The sequence below is a fragment of the Halorubrum sp. CSM-61 genome, from assembly GCF_003781945.1.
Lineage (GTDB): Archaea > Halobacteriota > Halobacteria > Halobacteriales > Haloferacaceae > Halorubrum.
On record NZ_RJJW01000002.1, the window covers coordinates 145,144 to 162,196 of the forward strand.

The following is a 17,053-nucleotide window of genomic DNA, read 5'->3' on the forward strand; positions in this document are numbered from 1 at the left end:
GTGAGTGTACCCCCGGATCGAGTGATAAGCTTTGCTGAACGCCACCGAGAACTATGCAAATATATGGATACAATATCGGATTGAAACGTTTAATTGCCGAGAGAAATGCGCGAACGTGCCTACTCGAAATGCGAATATGCCCACACGGGGTGCGAATACGCCTACACGAAGCGCGACCGCGCCTATTCGAACGTCGTCAGCGCGCCCACGGGGGCGTCCGTGATCTCTCGCGCGCGGTCCATCCCCTCGTCGCCGACGGCGATGAGGGTGAACACGCCGGTGACGTCGGCGTCGGCCTGTAAGGCGATGTCCAAGAGGAGCTCCTGCGTCTCGCCCGACCGGATCAGGTCGTCGACGACGAGGACCGTGTCGCCCGCGTCGATTGCGCTCGCGGGGAGGTAGTAGGTGAGCTCGATCCCGGAGGCGAGCCGCTGGCGCGATTCGATGAACTCCTCGACGGCGGTCTCCTTCGACTTCTTGGCGTACGCTAAGCGGGCGTCGAAGAAGGAGGCCATCGCCGCGCCGAGGGTGATCCCGTCGGTGGCGGCGGTGAGCACCACGTCCGGCGACTCGAACTCGAACGTCTCCGCGGCGACGGGCGCGACCAGATCGAGGAACGACTGGTCGAAGACGACCCCGGAGTTGTCGACGTACCCCTCGTCGTCGAACTCGACGCGAGCGAGGAGTTCGTCGGCGAGCGCGTCGCGGCCGACCGCCTCGACGACCTCGCTCGCGCGGTCGGTCCCGGGGAGCACGTGGCCGTTGACGTACCGGTTTAAGTCGCCCGCGGGCAACCCCGTCACCTCGGACAGCTCCTCGTAGGTTCGCGTCTCCTTCAGCATCCGCAACACGGCGACCGCCTGCAGCTGGAGGGCGGCCTTCTCTGCTCGGTTCATGCAGATGATCGTGATCGCACAAGTATGAATACGTCGAAGTCCTCGGAGGGACGGATCGCCACGAACGTGGCACCCGGGAGGTCCCCGGAAGGGGCGAACGGCGCGGTCGCGGCGTCGTTACTCCCCCGGCGCGCGGAAGTAGAGGTCCGGCTCGTCGAGGACGAACTCCACGCGGTCGCGGTCGTCGAGCGGGCGGAGTCGGACCGTCAGTCGGCCCGCGTCGGCCGCGGCCGCCTCGAGCGCTTCCCGGTCCGAGTCGAGGACGAACGTCGGGACGCAGACGGCGACCTCCTCCGTCGCGCTCTCGGCGACCACCAGCCGGTAGCTGGCCGTCTCGCCCGCCGCCGCGTACACCCGGACGGACTCGATCTCGACCCCGGACAGCAGGTCGTTGACCTCGTCGAACTCCGAGCCGGGCAACAGGACGTGGAGCCGCGCCTCGTCGGCGATCGGGTTCACGTCGCCGGGGTGGAGCGCGAGCGCCTCCCACCCGCGGTCGCGGTACTCAGCCGCCGTCGCCTCGGTGTCGTCGAACACGCGCTGCCACCGCTCGCCGAGGTCGGCTCTGCTCATAGGGAGGGAGCGACGCCGCGGGAAGGTAAACCTTCCCGCCTCGTCGTCGCGGGACAGGTAACGCGAAAACGACCGCATGCGCGGCTCTGACGCCGGCGATCCCCGTGCTACGTGACCACAGATCTTATATCCCCCGATAGTATTGAACCGCCTATGTCACGCGATGACTCGGACGTGAACCGCCGGACGTACCTCAAGTACGTCGGAGGCACTGCGGCCACCGTCGGGCTGGCCGGCTGTTCGGACGACGGCGGCGACGGCTCGGACGGCAGCGACGGCACGGACGGTAGCGACGGTTCCGACGGAACCGACGGTTCGGACGGCTCCGACGGCGAGGACGGAGAGGAGCTCCCAGAGCCGGAGACCCGCGAAGAGCACCTCCAGCGCGCGAACCTCCGTCTCAACGAGCGCGCCCCGTGGGTCTACCTCAACCGCCAGTACAGCGTGTACGGGATCGCGAACCGGCTCGACTGGACCGCCCGCCGCGACGAGCTGATCGAGGCGCAGGCCATCTCGGTGACCGAGGGCGAGCCGTCGGTCACGATCACCCAGTCGTCGATGGACTCGGGGCTCGACCCCCACGACCACCGCGAGACGCCGACGGACAACATCGTCGTGCAGGCCCACGACGGAGTGCTCGGCCGCGACGCCGACGGCGACATCATCGACTCGCTCGCGACCGACTACGAGCGGCTCGAAGAGGGCCGCGTCCGGTTCGAGATCCGCGACGGCGTCACCTTCCACAACGGCGACGAGCTCCAGCCCTCGGACATCGCCTACAGCGTCAATCGGGTCGTCGACGAGGAGGTCGGGATCGCGAGCCCGCAGAACGACCAGCTCGCCGGCGTCACGGGCGCCGAGGTCGTCGACGGCGGCGTCGAGGTGACCTCCGACGGGATCAACCCGATCGTGTTCTCGCTTTTCGCCTCGTACTGTAAGGTCGTTCAGCAGGACTGGATCGAGTCGCGGGAGTCCTCGGAGATCAACTCCGACATGAACGGGACCGGCCCGTTCCAGGTCGTCGAGTACGAGCAGGACGTGGAGATCGTCTACGAGCCCCACGAGGACTACTGGGGCGACGCGCCGGAGATCGAGGAGCTGACGATCCGCGCGGCCAGCGAGGCGAGCACGCGCGTCTCGGAGCTGCTCGCGGGCGAGACGGATCTCGTCGTCAACGTGCCGCCGCAGGAGGTGAGCCGCGTCCGCGACGAGGACACCACGGAGGTCACGGCGGTGCCGAGCACCCGCGTCATCTTCAACGCCATGCGGTACGACGTGGAGCCGTTCTCCAGCGTGGAGTTCCGCCGGGCGATGAACTACGCCATCGACTTAGACAGCATCATCGAGAACGTCCTGCAGGGGTTCGCCGACCCGACCGGCCAGCCCACCCTCGAGGGGTTCGTCGGCTACAACGAGGAGGTCGGTCCGTACCCGCAGGACGTCGAGCAGGCCGAACAGCTCGTCGAGGAGTCCGGTCACGCCGGCGCCGAGATCACCCTCGAAACGCCCGTGGGTCGGTACCTCCGCGACGTGGAGATCGCGCAGGCGGTCGCCAGCCAGATCGACGAGCTCTCGAACGTCTCCTGTGACGTCGAGCAGCGCGACTTCGCCTCCCTCGCGGGCGAGGTGACGAGCGGCGACATCGAGAACACGCCGCACTTCTACCTCCTCGGCTGGGGGAACACCACGTTCGACGCCAGCCAGACGATCATCCCGCTTCTCACCTCCGACGGGGCGCTCTCGAGCTACCGGGAAGACGAGGAGGTCGACGAGCTCATGGCCGACTCCCAGAACCTGCCGGGCGAAAACTAAGGCCCGATGGCGCTGGGACGGTTCCTCCTGAAACGCGGGATACAAGGCGTGCTGGTCGTGTGGGGCGTCGTGACGGCGGTGTTCCTGCTGCGGTTCATCACCCCCGGCGACCCGGTGACGTTCGTCGCGCCGCTGGACGCGAGCGCCGAGCTTCGCGCGCAGATAGCCGCGGAACTGGGCCTCGATCAGCCGCTGTACGTCCAGTACGCCGACTACGTGGTCGGACTCCTGCAGGGAGACATGGGCTACTCGTACCTCCGCGGGACGGAGGCGAGTACGATCGTCTTCGCCCGCGTGCCGGCCACCGTCGAGCTCGCGGTCGCGGCGACCGTCGTCGCGGTCGTCATCGCGATTCCGCTCGGCGTCATCAGCGCGACGCGCCGGCGCGAGCCCGCCGACTACGGGGCGACCCTGTTCTCGCTGGTCGGCATCTCGACGCCGAACTTCTGGCTCGGGATCATGCTCATCCTGGTGTTGTCGGTGAACTTCGGGCTGTTCCCGACGAGCCGACGACCGATCGGCTTCTTCGAGACGTTCGCGTTCCTCGTCACGGTCGAGAACGGGCTCGCCGTCCCGATGGACGTGGGCGCGTTCCTCGACGGGATGCGGACGTGGCTGTGGCACATCGCGCTGCCGGCGGTGACGCTCGGCACCTACTTCACCGCGCTCATCACCCGGCTCACCCGCAGCGGGATGATCGAGGAGCTCGGGCAGCCGTACGTCCGCGCCGCGCGCGCGAAGGGACTCCCCGAGTCGCTGATCCAGTACAAACACGCGCTCCAGAACACCCTCATCCCTATCGTCACCGTGTTGGGGCTCCAGTTGGGGACCCTGATCGGCGGCGCGGTGATCACCGAGGCCGTGTTCTCGTGGCCGGGGCTCGGCACGCTCGTGATCGACTCGATCAACGTCCGCGACTGGCCGCTGATCCAGGGGTCGCTGATCGTGATCGGGACCGGGTTCGTGCTGATAAACATCTTCGTCGACGCGCTGTACGCGTACCTCAATCCGCGGGTGGTCCACTGATGACGAACCGATATCTCTCCCCCCTCTCAGGCGGTGTAGCGTGTCGCACGGGCGACTCTCGAACGACCGGGGCGGCTTGCGGGGCATCGTCCGAGGCGGGTCGGGGGGTGAGTCTCCGGTGATCTCCCCCCGAACGCTTCGGAACCTCCGGAGCGAGCTGTCTCGGAGCCTCCTCGCGAAGTTCGGTATCGCGATCCTCGCCGTGATCCTCTTCACGGCGGTGTTCGCCCCGCTCTTGGCACCGCACGACCCGACGGACCAGAACCTCGACAACGCGAACGTCCCGCCGCTCGGGTTCACGGCGACGGAGAACCAGACGACCTCGGAGACCGTCGACGGCGAGGTGCAGATCGTCGAGGAGGAGGTCGTCGTCAACACCACGGCCGAGCACCCGCTCGGCACCGACTCGCTCGGCCGCGACGTGCTCTCCCGGACCATGTTCGGCGCGCGCACGTCGCTTCTGGTCGGCCTGTTCGGGACGGCGATCGCCGTCGTGCTCGGCGTCACCGTCGGGATCACCGCCGGCTACTACGGCGGTCGGGTCGACGACGCGCTGATGCGATTCGCCGACGTCATGCTGGCGTTCCCCTCGCTCGTGCTTGCGATCGCGCTCATCGGGCTGTGGGGGCAGGCGTCGCTGCGCATCCCCGACCCGCTGGTCGCGTTCGGGATCGCGTCCGCGGAGATGCCCGAGGACATCGTGTTACCGGGGACCGTGATCGTCGTCGTCGCGCTCGTGAACTGGGTGTGGTTCGCCCGCGTCGCGCGCGGCGAAGCGCTCTCCGTCCGCGATCAGGAGTACGTGAAGGCGGCGCGATCGATGGGCGGAAGCGACCTGCACGTGATACTCAGACACGTGCTTCCGAACAGCCTGACGCCGATCTTAGTGCTCGCGACGATCCAGATCGCCGCGATCATCCTGCTGGAGTCCTCGCTGTCGTTCCTCGGCTTCTCGGGGGCGCAGCTCTCGTGGGGCTTCGACATCGCGCAGGGGCGGCAGTACCTCTCGTCGTCGTGGTGGATCGCCACCGTCCCCGGGCTGGCCATCGTCGCCGCCGTCGTCGGGATCAACCTGATCGGCGACTGGCTGCGCGACGCCCTCGACCCGGGCATCGAGGGACAGGGGGGTGCGCCGTGACCGACCTGCTTCGCGTCCGGGACCTCTCGACGCGCTTTTTCACCGAAGAGGGGCAGATCAACGCGGTCGAGAACGTCTCGTTCACCGTCGAGGCCGGCTCCGTCCTCGGCGTCGTCGGCGAGTCCGGCAGCGGGAAGTCCGTCACCGGGCTCTCGCTCATCGACCTCGTCGAGTCGCCGGGGAAGATCACGAGCGGGGAGGTCTGGTACAACAACGCCGACCTCGCGGAGCGGGTCGAAGGCGACCGGCCCGAGGCGGTCGACGGCGACTTCGTCGACCTCCGCCGGCTCTCCGAGGCGGAGCGCCGGTCGCTCCGCGGCTCCGCGTTCAGCATGATCTTCCAAGACCCGATGAGCAGCTTCAACCCCTCGATCACCGTCGGCGAGCAGATCGCCGAGGCCGCCGAGGTGCAGCGCCGGGCCAGCGCGAACCCGCGCTCGACCCGGTCGCGGACGCAGGGGTACGGGCTGGGCCGGATGCTCCTCGACGGCGCCCTCCCCGACCGCTCGTACACCTCCGAGGAGAGCTGGGACCGCGCGGTCGAGTTGCTCGAGCGCGTCGGCATCCCCGACCCGGCCGAGCGCGCCGAGGAGTACCCCCACCAGTTCTCCGGCGGCATGCTCCAGCGCGCGATGATCGCGCAGGCGCTCGCCGGCGACCCGGACCTCCTCGTCGCCGACGAGCCGACGACCGCGCTCGACGTGACCATCCAGGCGCAGATCCTCGACCTGCTCGCCGACCTCCAGGAGACCATGGAGATGAGCGTCGTGCTCATCACCCACAACCTCGGGGTCATCGCTCGGGTCGCCGACCGGGTGAGCGTCATGTACGCCGGCGAGGTGGTCGAGCGCGGCACCCTGACGGACGTGTTCGACCGCCCGGTCCACCCCTACACGAAGGGGCTGTTGGGCTCGGTGCCGGACATCGACCGCCCGGGCGAGCGGCTCGAACCGATCGCGGGCAACGTTCCGGACCTCGTCGACGCGAACATGCCCGACCGCTGTTACTTCGCCGATCGCTGCCCGAAAGCCATGACCGACTGCCTCACGCGACTGCCGGAGTACGAAGTGAGCGATAGCCACCGCGCCCGCTGCGTCCTCGCCGAGCGCGAGTACAGCGAGGCCGACGCGGTCCCCGCCGAGCGGCTCGCGAGACCGACCGACGGCGGAGCGACCGGGGACGACGGGTCGACCGCGTCCGACGAGTCGGCCGCCCCCGACGCGGAGGTGAGCGATGACTGATCCCCTCGTCACCGTCGACGGCCTCGAGAAGTACTACTACGAGAACGACACGCTGCTCGACCGGCTGACCGGCGCGGAGCCGGAGGCGGTGCGGGCGGTCGACGGAGTCTCCTTCGACGTCCGCGAGGGCGAGACGCTCGGCGTCGTCGGCGAGTCCGGCTGCGGGAAGTCGACGCTCGCGGAGACGCTGATGCGGCTCCGCGAGCCGACCGGCGGCTCCGTGACGTTCGACGGCGACCCCGTCTTCGAGCTCTCCGGCGGCGACATGGACGCGTTCAGGCGGCGGGCGCAGGTGATGTTCCAGGACCCGTTCTCCAGTCTGGACCCGCGGATGACCGCCGGCGAGATCATCACGGAGCCGCTCGCGATCCACGACGTGGGGACCGCCGCGGAGCGGCGCGAGCGCGCCGAGACCCTCCTCGAGGAGGTCGGCCTCTCCGCCGACCAGATCGACCGGTACCCCCACGAGTTCTCCGGCGGGCAGCGCCAGCGCATCGGGTTCGCCCGCGCGCTCGCCATCGATCCGGAGTTCGTCGTGCTCGACGAGCCGGTGTCCGCGCTCGACGTGAGCGTGCAGGCGCAGGTGTTGAACCTGCTCGCCGACATGCAGGCGGAGCGCGACCTGACGTACCTGTTCATCGCGCACGACCTCTCCGTGGTGCGGCATATCTCCGATCGGGTCGCCGTGATGTATCTCGGCGAGATCGTCGAGATCGGCCCCACCGAGGAGATCTTCGAGGACCCGCAACACCCGTACACGAAGGCGCTGCTGGAGTCGGTCCCGCGGGCGGACACCGACGAGCGGGACCGCGTCGTCGAGACGATCCGCGGCGACGTGCCGTCGCCGCGGGACCCGCCCTCGGGCTGCTCGTTCCGGACGCGGTGCCCGGAGCTGATCCAGCCGCCGTGGCTGGACGCGCCGCAGGCGGCGTTCCGCGAGATCAGCGAGTTCAGGACCCGGATCGAGAACGGCGACATCGACGTGGACACGCGGTGGGAGCGGGTCGGCGATCCGGACAGAGAGGACCGGGCGGCGTTCGTCGACGCGCTCCGCGAGGAGGCGTTCGACGAGGACCTGCCTGACAACGACGAGGAGACGGTCCGCGAGGCGATCCGCGCGCTCGCCGACGGCGATCGCGAGGCAGCCGCGGCGACGCTGCGGGAGCGCTACCGGTCGCCCTGCGAGGCTATCGATCCCGCGCTGCCGGCGGGAAACCATCCCGACGCGTGCCTGCGGAACGAACAGCCGGCCGACGTGGAGGCGGCCCGCGAAGAGTGGGAGGCGGATCACGACGCTCCGGAGGTCGGAGCGTCGTCGCGGTAGCTCCTCGGGGAATTCTGGCGACGCGTGGCGAAACGATCGGAGCGGCGGCGGTCGCTCTCCCTCCCTACCGCTCCCGCACGACGACGAACTCCGCGAGGTCGCGGAGGTACTCGATCGCCTCCGTCTCCGGCGGGTCGGCGTCGTCGAGCGCGGCCAGGGCGAGGTCGGACTGCTCGCGGGCGCGCTCGTCTATCTCCGCGGGCGACAGCGACGTGACCTGCAGGACCGAGGGGCGGTCCATCTCCGCGTCCTGCCCGGTCGGCTTCCCGAGGTCGTCGGCGTCCGCGGTCGCGTCGAGCACGTCGTCACGCATCTGGAAGGCGACGCCGACGCGCTCGGCGTACTCGCCGAACGAGGCGACCGCGTCGGGCTCGGCGCCGCCGGCTATCGCGCCGAGCTCGGCGGCGGCCCGGAACAACGCGCCGGTCTTCCGGCGGGCGAGCTCCATGTACTCCTCCTCGGTGGTCGGCCGGGCGGCCAGCTCGGTGGCCTCTCCCTCCCCGAGTTCGACGAGCGCCTCGGCGACGGTCCGCATCGCGCGGGGCTCTGCGGAGAAGAGCGCGAACGCCTCGCCCAGCAGTCCGTCACTGGCGATGATCGCCGGGCCGTAGCCGTACTCGGCCCACGCCGACGGCGTGCCGCGGCGCACCTCGGAGCGGTCGATGATGTCGTCGATCACGAGCGACGCGTTGTGGACGAACTCGATCCCGGCCGCGAAGTCGACGGCGGCGTCGGGGTCGCCGTCGAACGCCTCGCAGGCGAGGATCGTCACGGCGGGGCGGACCCGCTTGCCGCCGGCGAGGACGACGTGGCCGACCTCCGCGGACAGCTCGTCGGGCTCGACCTCGTCGATGACGGCCTCCAGCCGCTCCTCGACCAGCGCGACCCGGCGCTCCAGGTACTCCATCTATCGCCCGGAGGGACCGGTCGCGCAAAGGCCTAACGGAACGGTCGCCGGCCTCGCCTCACTCGAAGCGGATCCCGAGGTCGTGGAGCCCGTCGTTGTTCTCGGCGACGTTGATCAGGAGCGGCGTGAGCGCCTCGATCTCCGGGGCGTTGGCGACGCCGCCGGCGTCGAGCGCGCGCAGCCCCTCGATCCCCTCCGCGAGGTCGGTCACGGTCGCCTTCGCGTCCTCGTCGTCGCCGATCACGAGCGTGTCGATCCCGAGGTCGGCGTCGAGGTTCGCGAGGCGGGCGGCCGCGAGGTTGTGGAACGCGCCCACGACGTCGACTCCCCCGGGCGCGGCGTCCGCGGCGATCCGCGTCACCGAGCCCGCGCCGGGCTTGTGGTAGTGAAAGCCCTCGTCGTCGCGCTTCATCCCGGTCGCGGGAGAGACGAGCACGTCGCCCGGATCGAGCGCGTCGGCGATCCCCTCGACGGTGTCGCCGACGTGGTACGGCGGGACCGCGAGCACGACGACCTTGGCCGCGGCGGCGGCGACCTCGTTCTCGGCGCCCGCCACCGCGGCGTCGATACCGCGGCTGTCGAGCTCGGTGGTGTACTCCTCGGCCTTGGTCTCCGCCTTCTCCGCGTCGCGCGAGCCGACCGTGACCTCGTGACGGGTGTCGGCGGCGAGCCGGAGCGCGAGCCCCTGTCCGATATCGCCCGTTCCGCCGAGTATCGCGATTTTCATACGATCAGTCGCGGCGCTCGCGTCTTAGTGGTTGCGTGACCGGCCGTCCTCGCCACCGTTCGGACCGGGCGCCCCCGCCCGGATCGGGGGCTTCTTTTCCGAGCGTGGCGAGCCGACGCCCATGGACGAGCAGGACCGCGTCAGCGCGTTCGTCGACGAGCACGGACTCGAAGCCGACCTCCCGTACCGCGTCCTCGACCTGGAGAGCGAGGTCGGCGAGATCGCCAAGGAGGTGACGACGTCGACCGAGTACGGAAGCGACCCCGACGCCGCCGCGATCGCGACCGACGAGATCGGCGACGCGCTGTTCGCGCTGCTCGCGCTCGCCGACGCGGCCGAGGTCGACGCGGGGGACGCGCTCGACGAGTCGCTGGCGAAGTACGAATCCCGGATCGACGAGTCGGGAGACGCGAGCTCCGGGCGCTGACGGACCGACTCGGCGATGGCCGACCGAACCGCGGAGCGCGGTACCGCTACTCCGCCGCCCTCTCACGCCGGTCGAGCGTCTCGTTGATCGCCAGCGGCACGACGACCCCGCCGCCGATGAACAGCGCGAGGGGGACCCATTCCGGATACGACAGGTTCAGCGACTCGATCGCCAAGGCGACGGTGACCGTGAGGGCGATACACGTCCCGATGACTGCGTTCTCGCGGGAGACCATACGCGATCCGTCGTTCGTATTCGTGAAATCGGTTGCGCCGCCCCGGCGCGGTCACCCCAACTCACCGAGCCCCGCGGCCGCGAGATCGACGTGCTCGGCGACGAGGTCGGCGGCGCGGTCGTAGGGAGACCCGGATCGCGCCGCGTTCGGTTCCTCGACCGCCGGTCGCGACGTCCCGGCCGCCTCGAACACGCGATCGACGAACGCCTCTCGCACGCCCTCGTTCTCGAAGAGCCCGTGGAGGTAGGTCCCGAGCACGCGGTCGGTCGCCGCGCTCTCCGGGCCGAGCGGTCGGGCGGTCTCGTCGGTCGGCGACGACCGACCCATGTGGATCTCGTAGCCGGCCGCGGTCCCGGTCGCCCCCGCGATCGGACCGACCCCGTCGACGGGCCGAGTCACGCGCTCCACGCGCTTGTCGGGCGAAAAGCGGGTTTCGACCGGGAGCACGCCGACGCCCTCGACCTCGCTGGCCGGTCCCGTCCCCTCGACGTGGGCGCCCGTGATCCGCTCGCCGAGGATCTGGTATCCGCCGCAGATCCCGACGATCGGCCCCTCGAAGCCGCGGATCGCCTCGTCGAGGCCCGCCTCGCGCAGCGCGAGCAGGTCGTCGACCGTGTTCTTCGAGCCGGGGAGCACGACCGCGTCGGCGTCAGAGAGGGGTCGGTCGGCCCCACTGCCGGACGCGTCGATCGGGACGTACGCCACCCGGACCCCGGGTTCGCGCGCGAGGGGTTCCAGGTCGGTGAAGTTCGAGATTCGGTGGAACCGCGGGACCGCGACCCGGACCGCCTCGTCGTCGGGGACGCCGTCGTCCGCGCCGAGGACGCCGGCGACCTCGCCCCGGCCGGCGCCGCGATCGTCGCCCGCGTCCGGCAGCGAGAGGCTGTCCTCCGCCGGGAGGCCGGGATCGTCGTGGGGGACGACGCCCACGATCGGGACGCCCGTCCGGTCCTCGATCTCCTCGATGCCGGGTTCGAGGAGGGACGGGTCGCCGCGGAACTTCGTGATGACCGCGCCGGCGACGCGCTCGCGCACGTCGTCGGGGAGGAGTTCGAGGGTGCCGTAGAGGCTCGCGAAGGCGCCGCCGCGCTCGATGTCGACCGCGATCAGGATCGCGGCGTCGGAAAAGCGGGCGCACTCGACGTTCGCGAGATCGCGGTCGTGGAGGTTGATCTCGGCGATGCTCCCGGCCCCCTCCGCGACGATCACGTCGTGGTCGGCGGCCAGTCGTCGGTGCGCCGCGACCGCGGCGTCCCGCGCGCGGTCCCAGTGGGACTCGTAGTACTCGCCGGCCGCGACGTGGCCGACCGCCTCGCCGTCGAACACCAGCTGGCTCTCGCCGTCGCCGCGGGGCTTGAGCAGGACGGGGTTCATGTCGGTCGTCGCCGGAACCTCGGCTGCCCGCGCCTGCACGTGCTGGGAGACGCCGATCTCGCCCCACTCTCCGTCTGGCGCGAGCGCGACGCGGGCGTTGTTGCTCATGTTCTGGGCCTTGAACGGGGCGACCGAGACGCCCCGGCGCGCGAGGAGCCGGCAGAGCCCGGCCGCGAGCGTGCTCTTGCCGGCGTGGCTGGCGGTGCCGGCGATCAGGACGGTGTCGGCGTCGGCGCCGGCGCCGGCGTCGGTACCCATCCTCTCGCTCACGGTCTCAGTACTCCGTCCCCCGCCGGGCGCGGTGGCCCGCATCGAACGGGTGAGCCTCCTTCCGGACGTTCGTGATCAGGTCCGCCACGCCGTCGAGGTAGTCGGGCTCGTCGTGGCTCCCGGTGAGGACGAGTTCGAGGTTCTCGGACTTCGACTCCGCGAGCGCGACGACATCCTCGGGGTCGACGAGCCCGCGGTCGGCGGCGTACAACACCTCGTCGAGTATCAGCATGTGGACGCCCTCGTCGGGGTCGTCGTCGAGCGGGAGGGGGTCGGTCAGGTCCGCGTCGGCGGCGCCCGCGACGAGCGCCTCCGCGCGTTCGAAGGCGGCCTCCGCCTTCGCCGCGTGCTCGTCGTCGCCGGAGCCGTCGAGGAGCCCGTGCCAACCGTAGTGGCCCGCGTTCTCGTAGGAGAAACCGGGCATCGCGGCGATCGCGTTGTACTCTCCCCTGACGCCCTCGACGCTGTCGGCGCCGCCCTTCATGAACTGGAGCATGTGGACGCGGTAGCCGTGGCCCGCGGCTCGAAAGCCCATCCCCATCGCCGCCGTGGTCTTCCCCTTGCCGTCGCCCCACCACGCCTGCACGAGCCCGAACTCCTCGGGCGCGGCCGGCTCGATCGGCTCCGGTTCGGGGGCGACGCCGCCGCCGGGGGTGCGCGCCCGGTTCGCCGCCCGGTCGTCGCTCTCGGTCGGTTCCGCCGTGGTCTCGTCGCTCGGTGCCGCCGCGTCGTCGATGGCGTCAGTGTTATCAGTTGTCATGGTTCGAAGACCTCCGCCCGGTCGTCGGAGACGACGCCGTGCTCGGCGTCGGCCGGCGGACCGGGGTACTCGCCGTCCGGGTACCGCGACCGCAGGCTCGCGCGGACCGCGTCCCGGACGCAGACGCGGGCCGCCGCGCCGACCGGGGTGGCGCTGCCCGAGAACGCCGCCGGCTCCCCGGTCGGGTCGTCGCCGACGACCACCGCGTCGCTCGTCGTCCCCGGCACGTCCGCCGTCGCCAGCAGCGTCGCGGCCTTCGCCTCGGCCGCGACCGCGACGAGGTTCGCCGCCGCGCCGTCCGCGAGCCGGCGGGTCGTGCCGACGGTCAGGTTGACCGTGCCGGGCCGCGGCGGGTCGTCCGTCGCCGCCTCGGCGTTGCAGTTGAGGTCGCCCGCGTCGTCGTTCGTCGCGCCCGCCGGCTCCATCGGCAGCGTCGCCGGGTTCGACAGCCCGACGGTCGCGTACGCGACGACCGGCCCGAAGCGCGCGCCGCGGACGTGAGCCATCGACACGCCGGTGAACAGGGTCGGCGGGGCGCCCTCGCTTTTAAATTCGGCGTGGGCCAGCCGCTCGTCGCGGTACGCGCCGAGGTCGGTCCGATCGAACCCCTCCGGCACCGAGACGTTGTAGGCGGCGTCGGCCCGCGATCGGCCGCCGCCCCAGCCGGTCGAGAGCCAGCGCGTCTCGGGGCGGCGCAGGCGGAGCACCCCCTCGCGGACGGTCGCGTCAAACATCGTCGCCCTCCGGGTCGGTCGCTTCCGCGCCGGTCGGATCGCCCTCGCCCACGTCCAGCGCCGCGAGCAGCCGGTCGTTCTCGGCGGGTCGGCGTACCGCGACGCGGACGTGCGAGTCGAGCCCGCGGAAGGTGGTCGCGTCCCGGACCGCGACGCCGCGGTCGCGGGCGTCCGCGATAATCCGCTCGAAGGACCGGCCGCCCTCTGCCTCCCCCACGTCGAGCAGCAGGAACGGCGCCTCCGAGGGGGTCACGTCGTACCGTTCCGCGAGCGCCGCGGCCATCCGCGACCGCTCCGTGCGGACGCGCTCGCGGGTTTCGCTTATAAATTCCTCTTGCCGCATGCAGTGCGCACCCGTCGCGAGCGCCGGGACGCTCACGTTCCACGGGCGCCGGGCGCACTCCAACGCCGCGCCGAACTCGCCCGTCGCGACCGCGAAGCCCGTCCGGATCCCGGGGAGCCCGAACAGCTTCGTCAGCGATCGGGCGACGACGACGCCCTCAGCTCCCGCGAGCGAGGGGCGATCGGTGAATCCGCGGAACGCCTCGTCGACGAGCAGGGGCGTGTCGGCCGCGCGGCACCGCGCCGCGAACCGCTCCAGCTCCCCGTGCTCGTAGTCGGTTCCCGTGGGGTTGTTCGGGGCGCAGACGACCGCGAGCGCGTGGTCGGCCGGGTCGGCGTCGAGGACCGCGTCGGCCGCGACGAAGGCGGGCTCGCCGCCCTGCAGTCGAACCTCGCGGGCGTATTCGCCGAAGCTCGGCGCGGGGAGCAGGGCGGTGTCGCCCGGGTCGACCGCGAGCGCGACCGCGGCCCGGATGGCGGCGAGCCCGCCCGGCGTCGGCACGACCGCCACCGGATCGCAGTCGACGTAGTCGGCGGCGGCCTCGCGGAACGCTTCGGGCGGCTCCGCGGGATACGAGCGCGCCGCCACGAACGCCTCGCGGTACGCCTCCTCGACGCCCGGCGGGACCTCGGGGTTGGTGTTCGCCGAGAAGTCCAGCAGGTCTGGGTCGTCGCTGCTGCCGTGCGGTTCGCGGTCGACGCCGAGCGCGGTGTCGAGGTTCATGGGTCGGTGTGGTGTCGGTCCGAGTCGTCGGCCGGCGGCTCCTCCGGATCGCCCGCCAGCAGCCGCTCTGCGATCCGCACGTCCGACGGGTAGTTGACGTTGACGGCGAGCCGGGCGTCGTCGGTGAGATGGACCGCGCCGGCGTCGCCGTCGCTGTCGTCGTCCGCGGAGCCGTCGTCCTCCGCGTCCCTCCCGTTTCCGTCGCCCGCCCCGCCGCCCACCACGTTGATCCCGGCCGGAACGATCTCGCGGCCGTCGATCTCGGTCGTCGCGTCCGCGCTGACGCCCAGCTCGTGCTTCCGTGACGCCGGCACGCAGACGGTGAGCGAGTCGCCGTCGGCGGCGCGGGCCGCGTCGAGGACCGCGTTCACCGCCGCTCCGTCGAGGAGCGGGAGGTCGGCGGCGACGGTCAACAGGGGATCTCCGCCCGCGTCGGCCGTTTCCATCGCGTGCTGTAAGTCGGCGACGTAGCCGTTCCCGGGGGCGTCGACGACCGACAGCGACGGGAGCTCGCTCGCCCGGTCGGCGAGGTGTTCCCGCGTCCGCGTCGCGTGCGGGGAGACGACCGCGTGTCCCTCGTCGATCCGGCTCTCGGCGAGCGCGTCGAGGACGCGGTCGACCATCGGCCGCCCCGCGACCTCGCGGAGCGGCTTCTCCGTCTCGCCGCCGAGGCGGGTACCGCGGCCGCCGCACATCAGAAGCGCGTCCACGCGATCACCCCCGCGTGCAGCGCGGCGACCCGCGCGAGTTCGGTGGTCGTGCCGAGCACGTCGCCCGAGACGCCGCCGAGTCGCCGGCGGGACCACCGGAGGACCAGCGCCGCGGTCGCCAGCGCGGCGAGGAGCGCGGCGAGCCCCGGCAGGACCCGCGGCCACGCGAGCAGCGCGGCGGGCGCCGCCAGCGCCAGGACCGGGAGCGCCGCCCGACTCGACGACTCGCCGGTCAGCGCCGAGCCGAGCCCCTCGTGGGGCGCGTCGCCGACGCAGACGAGCGTCGCGGTCGCGGCCTTCGCGCCGACCTCGGCGGCGACGACGACCCCGAGCGCGGCGAGGGGGACGCCTCCGCCCTCCGCGGTCGACGCGGCCCCGACCTCGATCAGTCCGAGCGCGGCTGTCGCCAGCCCGAGCACGACGAGCACGAGCGCGACGGTCCCGCCGACGCCGAGCTCGGAGTCCTTCAGCACCTGCCGGCGCTCCTCGCGGTCCCCGTGGACCGCCGCGGCGTCGCCGAGGTCGGCCGCGCCGTCGAGGTGGCCGATCCCGGTGACCGCGTAGACGGCGAGGACGAACGCGAACGCGACCGTGGGGGCGGGGACCGACGCGGGCGGCGCGGCGAGCAGCAACGGGGCGGCGACGAGCGCGCCGACGAGGTAGCCGACGACCGGGAACGTCCACGGCGATCGCGCGAACGCCCCCCACGCCGTCTCGTCGCGGCCGACCGGGATCCGGGTGAGGAAGCCGATCGCCCCGCGGAGCGCGGTCAGAACCATCCGATCACCCCCGCGGGAGTCGAGATCCACCCCGCCGTCAGCCACCCGACCGCCGCCAGCCACCCCGCCGCGAGGGCGACCGCGACCCCGCCGGCGACGCCGACGAGCCGGACCGCCCGCTCCGCGTCGGTGACGCTCGGCGGGCTCGCGCCCGGGTTGAGGACGTAGTGCCCGGGCTTCTCCAGTCGCACGTCGAGCGCGGCCGCGCCGGTCGCCATCGGCCACCCGGAGTTGGGTGACTCCGGTTCCCGCGCCCACGAGGCCGCCCGGCGGAGGGTCCCGACCGATCCGCCCGGTCCGGCCGCGAGCGCCAGACACCCCGCGGTCGCGCGGGCCGGGAGGAACATGACGGCGTCGTCGAGCCGCGCGCTCGCCCAGCCGACCGGCTTCGAGCGGTAGCCGAGCATCGAGTCGAGCGTGTTGACGGCCTTCACCCAGACCGCGCCGGCGACCCCCGCGGCGAGCGGGAGGCCGACTCCGGAACCGCCGACCGCGACCCCGGCCGTCGGGCCGACCGCGATCCCGACCGCCGCCCCGAGCGCGAACCCGCCGAGAGGCGCGACGAAGCCGTCGGCGAGGTTCTCGGCCGCGCTCTCGACGGCCGCGCTCCGGAGGTCGGCCGGCGAGAGGTCGGTCGCGTCCCGGCCCGCGAGCGCCCGCACCGACTCTCGGGCCGCGTCCGGGTCGGTCTCGGTCAGGTCGACGACCTCCGCGGTCGTCGCCAGCAGCATCCGGAGGCTGACGGTCGTAAAGAGGATCGCGCCGGCGACGGCGACAGGGAGGACGGAGGGGGCGGGACGAACGGACGCGGCCGCCGCGACGACCCCGCCCCCGACCGCCGCGGCGGCGAGGGGGAGCCCGACCGCGACCGCGACGCCGACGAGCCGAGGGTGCGACCACGACCGGTCGAACCGGCCGACGACCGACCCGAACAGCGCGACGGGGTGGACCCGGGCCGGCGGCTCCGCGAGCGCGAGGTCGATCGCGACCGCGATCCCCAGCGCGGCGAGGGGAGCGAACGGGGGGATGAGAGGGAGCGCGGTCGTCATCGCGG

Annotated in this window: 18 protein-coding genes; 6 read left to right on the plus strand and 12 right to left on the minus strand. The window is 71.9% G+C overall.

Annotated features, from left to right (window positions below):
* Positions 1–182: 182 nt before the first annotated feature.
* The gene (locus EDM04_RS03870; RefSeq protein WP_123619842.1) at positions 183–896 is read right to left on the minus strand and encodes a phosphoribosyltransferase family protein; all 714 of its coding nucleotides are present in this window, start codon (positions 894–896) and stop codon (positions 183–185) included.
* 117 nt (positions 897–1,013) lie between these two features.
* Entirely contained in the window at positions 1,014–1,469 is a 456-nt protein-coding gene (locus tag EDM04_RS03875) for a hypothetical protein (RefSeq protein WP_123619843.1), read from the minus strand.
* Positions 1,470–1,622: 153 nt separating this feature from the next.
* On the opposite strand from EDM04_RS03875, the gene EDM04_RS03880 reads away from it, so the two are divergent.
* The 5 genes from EDM04_RS03880 to EDM04_RS03900 all read left to right on the plus strand — a co-directional run bounded on the left by EDM04_RS03880 (position 1,623) and on the right by EDM04_RS03900 (position 8,010).
* Entirely contained in the window at positions 1,623–3,281 is a 1,659-nt protein-coding gene (locus tag EDM04_RS03880; protein WP_123619844.1) for an ABC transporter substrate-binding protein, read from the plus strand.
* Between the two features lie 6 nt (positions 3,282–3,287).
* Entirely contained in the window at positions 3,288–4,307 is a 1,020-nt protein-coding gene (locus EDM04_RS03885; RefSeq protein ID WP_123619845.1) for an ABC transporter permease, read from the plus strand.
* A gap of 118 nt (positions 4,308–4,425) precedes the next feature.
* Positions 4,426–5,445 carry an ABC transporter permease gene (locus EDM04_RS03890; protein WP_123619846.1) on the plus strand — a complete coding sequence of 340 codons (1,020 nt, stop codon included), beginning with the start codon at positions 4,426–4,428 and terminating at the stop codon, positions 5,443–5,445.
* Positions 5,442–6,686 (plus strand): ABC transporter ATP-binding protein, encoded by a 1,245-nt coding sequence (locus tag EDM04_RS03895; protein WP_123619847.1) that lies wholly within the window; start codon positions 5,442–5,444, stop codon positions 6,684–6,686. The genes EDM04_RS03890 and EDM04_RS03895 overlap by 4 nt, the downstream gene beginning before the upstream one ends.
* Entirely contained in the window at positions 6,679–8,010 is a 1,332-nt protein-coding gene (locus tag EDM04_RS03900) for an ABC transporter ATP-binding protein (protein ID WP_123619848.1), read from the plus strand. Before EDM04_RS03895 ends, EDM04_RS03900 begins: the two co-directional genes overlap by 8 nt.
* Before the next feature lie 64 nt (positions 8,011–8,074).
* On the opposite strand, the gene EDM04_RS03905 is transcribed toward EDM04_RS03900, so the two are convergent.
* Together EDM04_RS03905 and npdG are read right to left on the minus strand one after the other, a co-directional pair.
* Positions 8,075–8,917, minus strand: a complete 843-nt coding sequence (locus tag EDM04_RS03905) for a polyprenyl synthetase family protein (RefSeq protein ID WP_123619849.1) — start codon at positions 8,915–8,917, stop codon at positions 8,075–8,077.
* Between the two features lie 58 nt (positions 8,918–8,975).
* Positions 8,976–9,644: an NADPH-dependent F420 reductase gene (gene npdG, locus EDM04_RS03910; RefSeq protein WP_123619850.1), complete on the minus strand. Its 669-nt coding sequence runs from the start codon at positions 9,642–9,644 to the stop codon at positions 8,976–8,978.
* A gap of 121 nt (positions 9,645–9,765) precedes the next feature.
* On the opposite strand from npdG, the gene EDM04_RS03915 reads away from it, so the two are divergent.
* On the plus strand, positions 9,766–10,071 hold the full coding sequence (locus tag EDM04_RS03915; RefSeq protein WP_123619851.1) for a MazG nucleotide pyrophosphohydrolase domain-containing protein: 306 nt from the start codon (positions 9,766–9,768) through the stop codon (positions 10,069–10,071).
* Positions 10,072–10,117: 46 nt separating this feature from the next.
* Here EDM04_RS03915 and EDM04_RS03920 read toward each other — a convergent pair whose 3' ends face one another.
* Genes EDM04_RS03920 through EDM04_RS03955 form a run of 8 tightly spaced genes read right to left on the minus strand, consistent with a single transcriptional unit; the run spans position 10,118 to position 17,048 of the window.
* The gene (locus EDM04_RS03920; protein ID WP_123619852.1) at positions 10,118–10,306 is read right to left on the minus strand and encodes a hypothetical protein; all 189 of its coding nucleotides are present in this window, start codon (positions 10,304–10,306) and stop codon (positions 10,118–10,120) included.
* A gap of 51 nt (positions 10,307–10,357) precedes the next feature.
* On the minus strand, positions 10,358–11,938 hold the full coding sequence (locus EDM04_RS03925; protein ID WP_123620171.1) for a cobyric acid synthase: 1,581 nt from the start codon (positions 11,936–11,938) through the stop codon (positions 10,358–10,360).
* A 16-nt stretch (positions 11,939–11,954) separates the two neighbouring features.
* Positions 11,955–12,710: a cob(I)yrinic acid a,c-diamide adenosyltransferase gene (locus EDM04_RS03930; protein WP_123619853.1), complete on the minus strand. Its 756-nt coding sequence runs from the start codon at positions 12,708–12,710 to the stop codon at positions 11,955–11,957.
* Positions 12,707–13,444, minus strand: a complete 738-nt coding sequence (locus EDM04_RS03935) for an adenosylcobinamide amidohydrolase (protein ID WP_123619854.1) — start codon at positions 13,442–13,444, stop codon at positions 12,707–12,709. Before EDM04_RS03935 ends, EDM04_RS03930 begins: the two co-directional genes overlap by 4 nt.
* Positions 13,437–14,510, minus strand: a complete 1,074-nt coding sequence (locus EDM04_RS03940; protein WP_123619855.1) for an aminotransferase class I/II-fold pyridoxal phosphate-dependent enzyme — start codon at positions 14,508–14,510, stop codon at positions 13,437–13,439. The genes EDM04_RS03935 and EDM04_RS03940 overlap by 8 nt, the downstream gene beginning before the upstream one ends.
* Positions 14,507–15,205 carry an NTP transferase domain-containing protein gene (locus tag EDM04_RS03945; RefSeq protein ID WP_123620172.1) on the minus strand — a complete coding sequence of 233 codons (699 nt, stop codon included), beginning with the start codon at positions 15,203–15,205 and terminating at the stop codon, positions 14,507–14,509. Before EDM04_RS03945 ends, EDM04_RS03940 begins: the two co-directional genes overlap by 4 nt.
* On the minus strand, positions 15,205–15,999 hold the full coding sequence (gene cobS / locus EDM04_RS03950; protein WP_123619856.1) for an adenosylcobinamide-GDP ribazoletransferase: 795 nt from the start codon (positions 15,997–15,999) through the stop codon (positions 15,205–15,207). The genes EDM04_RS03945 and cobS overlap by 1 nt, the downstream gene beginning before the upstream one ends.
* Complete coding sequence (locus tag EDM04_RS03955) at positions 15,990–17,048, minus strand: CobD/CbiB family cobalamin biosynthesis protein (protein ID WP_123619857.1); 1,059 nt, start codon at positions 17,046–17,048, stop codon at positions 15,990–15,992. Before EDM04_RS03955 ends, cobS begins: the two co-directional genes overlap by 10 nt.
* Positions 17,049–17,053 lie beyond the last annotated feature (5 nt).

Bases quoted from the DNA above. Each gene is read 5' to 3' on its own strand.
- EDM04_RS03870 (WP_123619842.1), bottom strand. From the start codon at position 896: ATGAACCGAGCAGAGAAGGCCGCCCTCCAGCTGCAGGCGGTCGCCGTG.
- EDM04_RS03875 (WP_123619843.1), bottom strand. From the start codon at position 1,469: ATGAGCAGAGCCGACCTCGGCGAGCGGTGGCAGCGCGTGTTCGACGAC.
- EDM04_RS03880 (WP_123619844.1), top strand. From the start codon at position 1,623: ATGTCACGCGATGACTCGGACGTGAACCGCCGGACGTACCTCAAGTAC.
- EDM04_RS03885 (WP_123619845.1), top strand. From the start codon at position 3,288: ATGGCGCTGGGACGGTTCCTCCTGAAACGCGGGATACAAGGCGTGCTG.
- EDM04_RS03900 (WP_123619848.1), top strand. From the start codon at position 6,679: ATGACTGATCCCCTCGTCACCGTCGACGGCCTCGAGAAGTACTACTAC.
- EDM04_RS03905 (WP_123619849.1), bottom strand. From the start codon at position 8,917: ATGGAGTACCTGGAGCGCCGGGTCGCGCTGGTCGAGGAGCGGCTGGAG.
- npdG (WP_123619850.1), bottom strand. From the start codon at position 9,644: ATGAAAATCGCGATACTCGGCGGAACGGGCGATATCGGACAGGGGCTC.
- EDM04_RS03915 (WP_123619851.1), top strand. From the start codon at position 9,766: ATGGACGAGCAGGACCGCGTCAGCGCGTTCGTCGACGAGCACGGACTC.
- EDM04_RS03920 (WP_123619852.1), bottom strand. From the start codon at position 10,306: ATGGTCTCCCGCGAGAACGCAGTCATCGGGACGTGTATCGCCCTCACG.
- EDM04_RS03925 (WP_123620171.1), bottom strand. From the start codon at position 11,938: ATGGGTACCGACGCCGGCGCCGGCGCCGACGCCGACACCGTCCTGATC.
- EDM04_RS03930 (WP_123619853.1), bottom strand. From the start codon at position 12,710: ATGACAACTGATAACACTGACGCCATCGACGACGCGGCGGCACCGAGC.
- EDM04_RS03935 (WP_123619854.1), bottom strand. From the start codon at position 13,444: ATGTTTGACGCGACCGTCCGCGAGGGGGTGCTCCGCCTGCGCCGCCCC.
- EDM04_RS03940 (WP_123619855.1), bottom strand. From the start codon at position 14,510: ATGAACCTCGACACCGCGCTCGGCGTCGACCGCGAACCGCACGGCAGC.
- EDM04_RS03945 (WP_123620172.1), bottom strand. From the start codon at position 15,205: ATGTGCGGCGGCCGCGGTACCCGCCTCGGCGGCGAGACGGAGAAGCCG.
- cobS (WP_123619856.1), bottom strand. From the start codon at position 15,999: ATGGTTCTGACCGCGCTCCGCGGGGCGATCGGCTTCCTCACCCGGATC.
- EDM04_RS03955 (WP_123619857.1), bottom strand. From the start codon at position 17,048: ATGACGACCGCGCTCCCTCTCATCCCCCCGTTCGCTCCCCTCGCCGCG.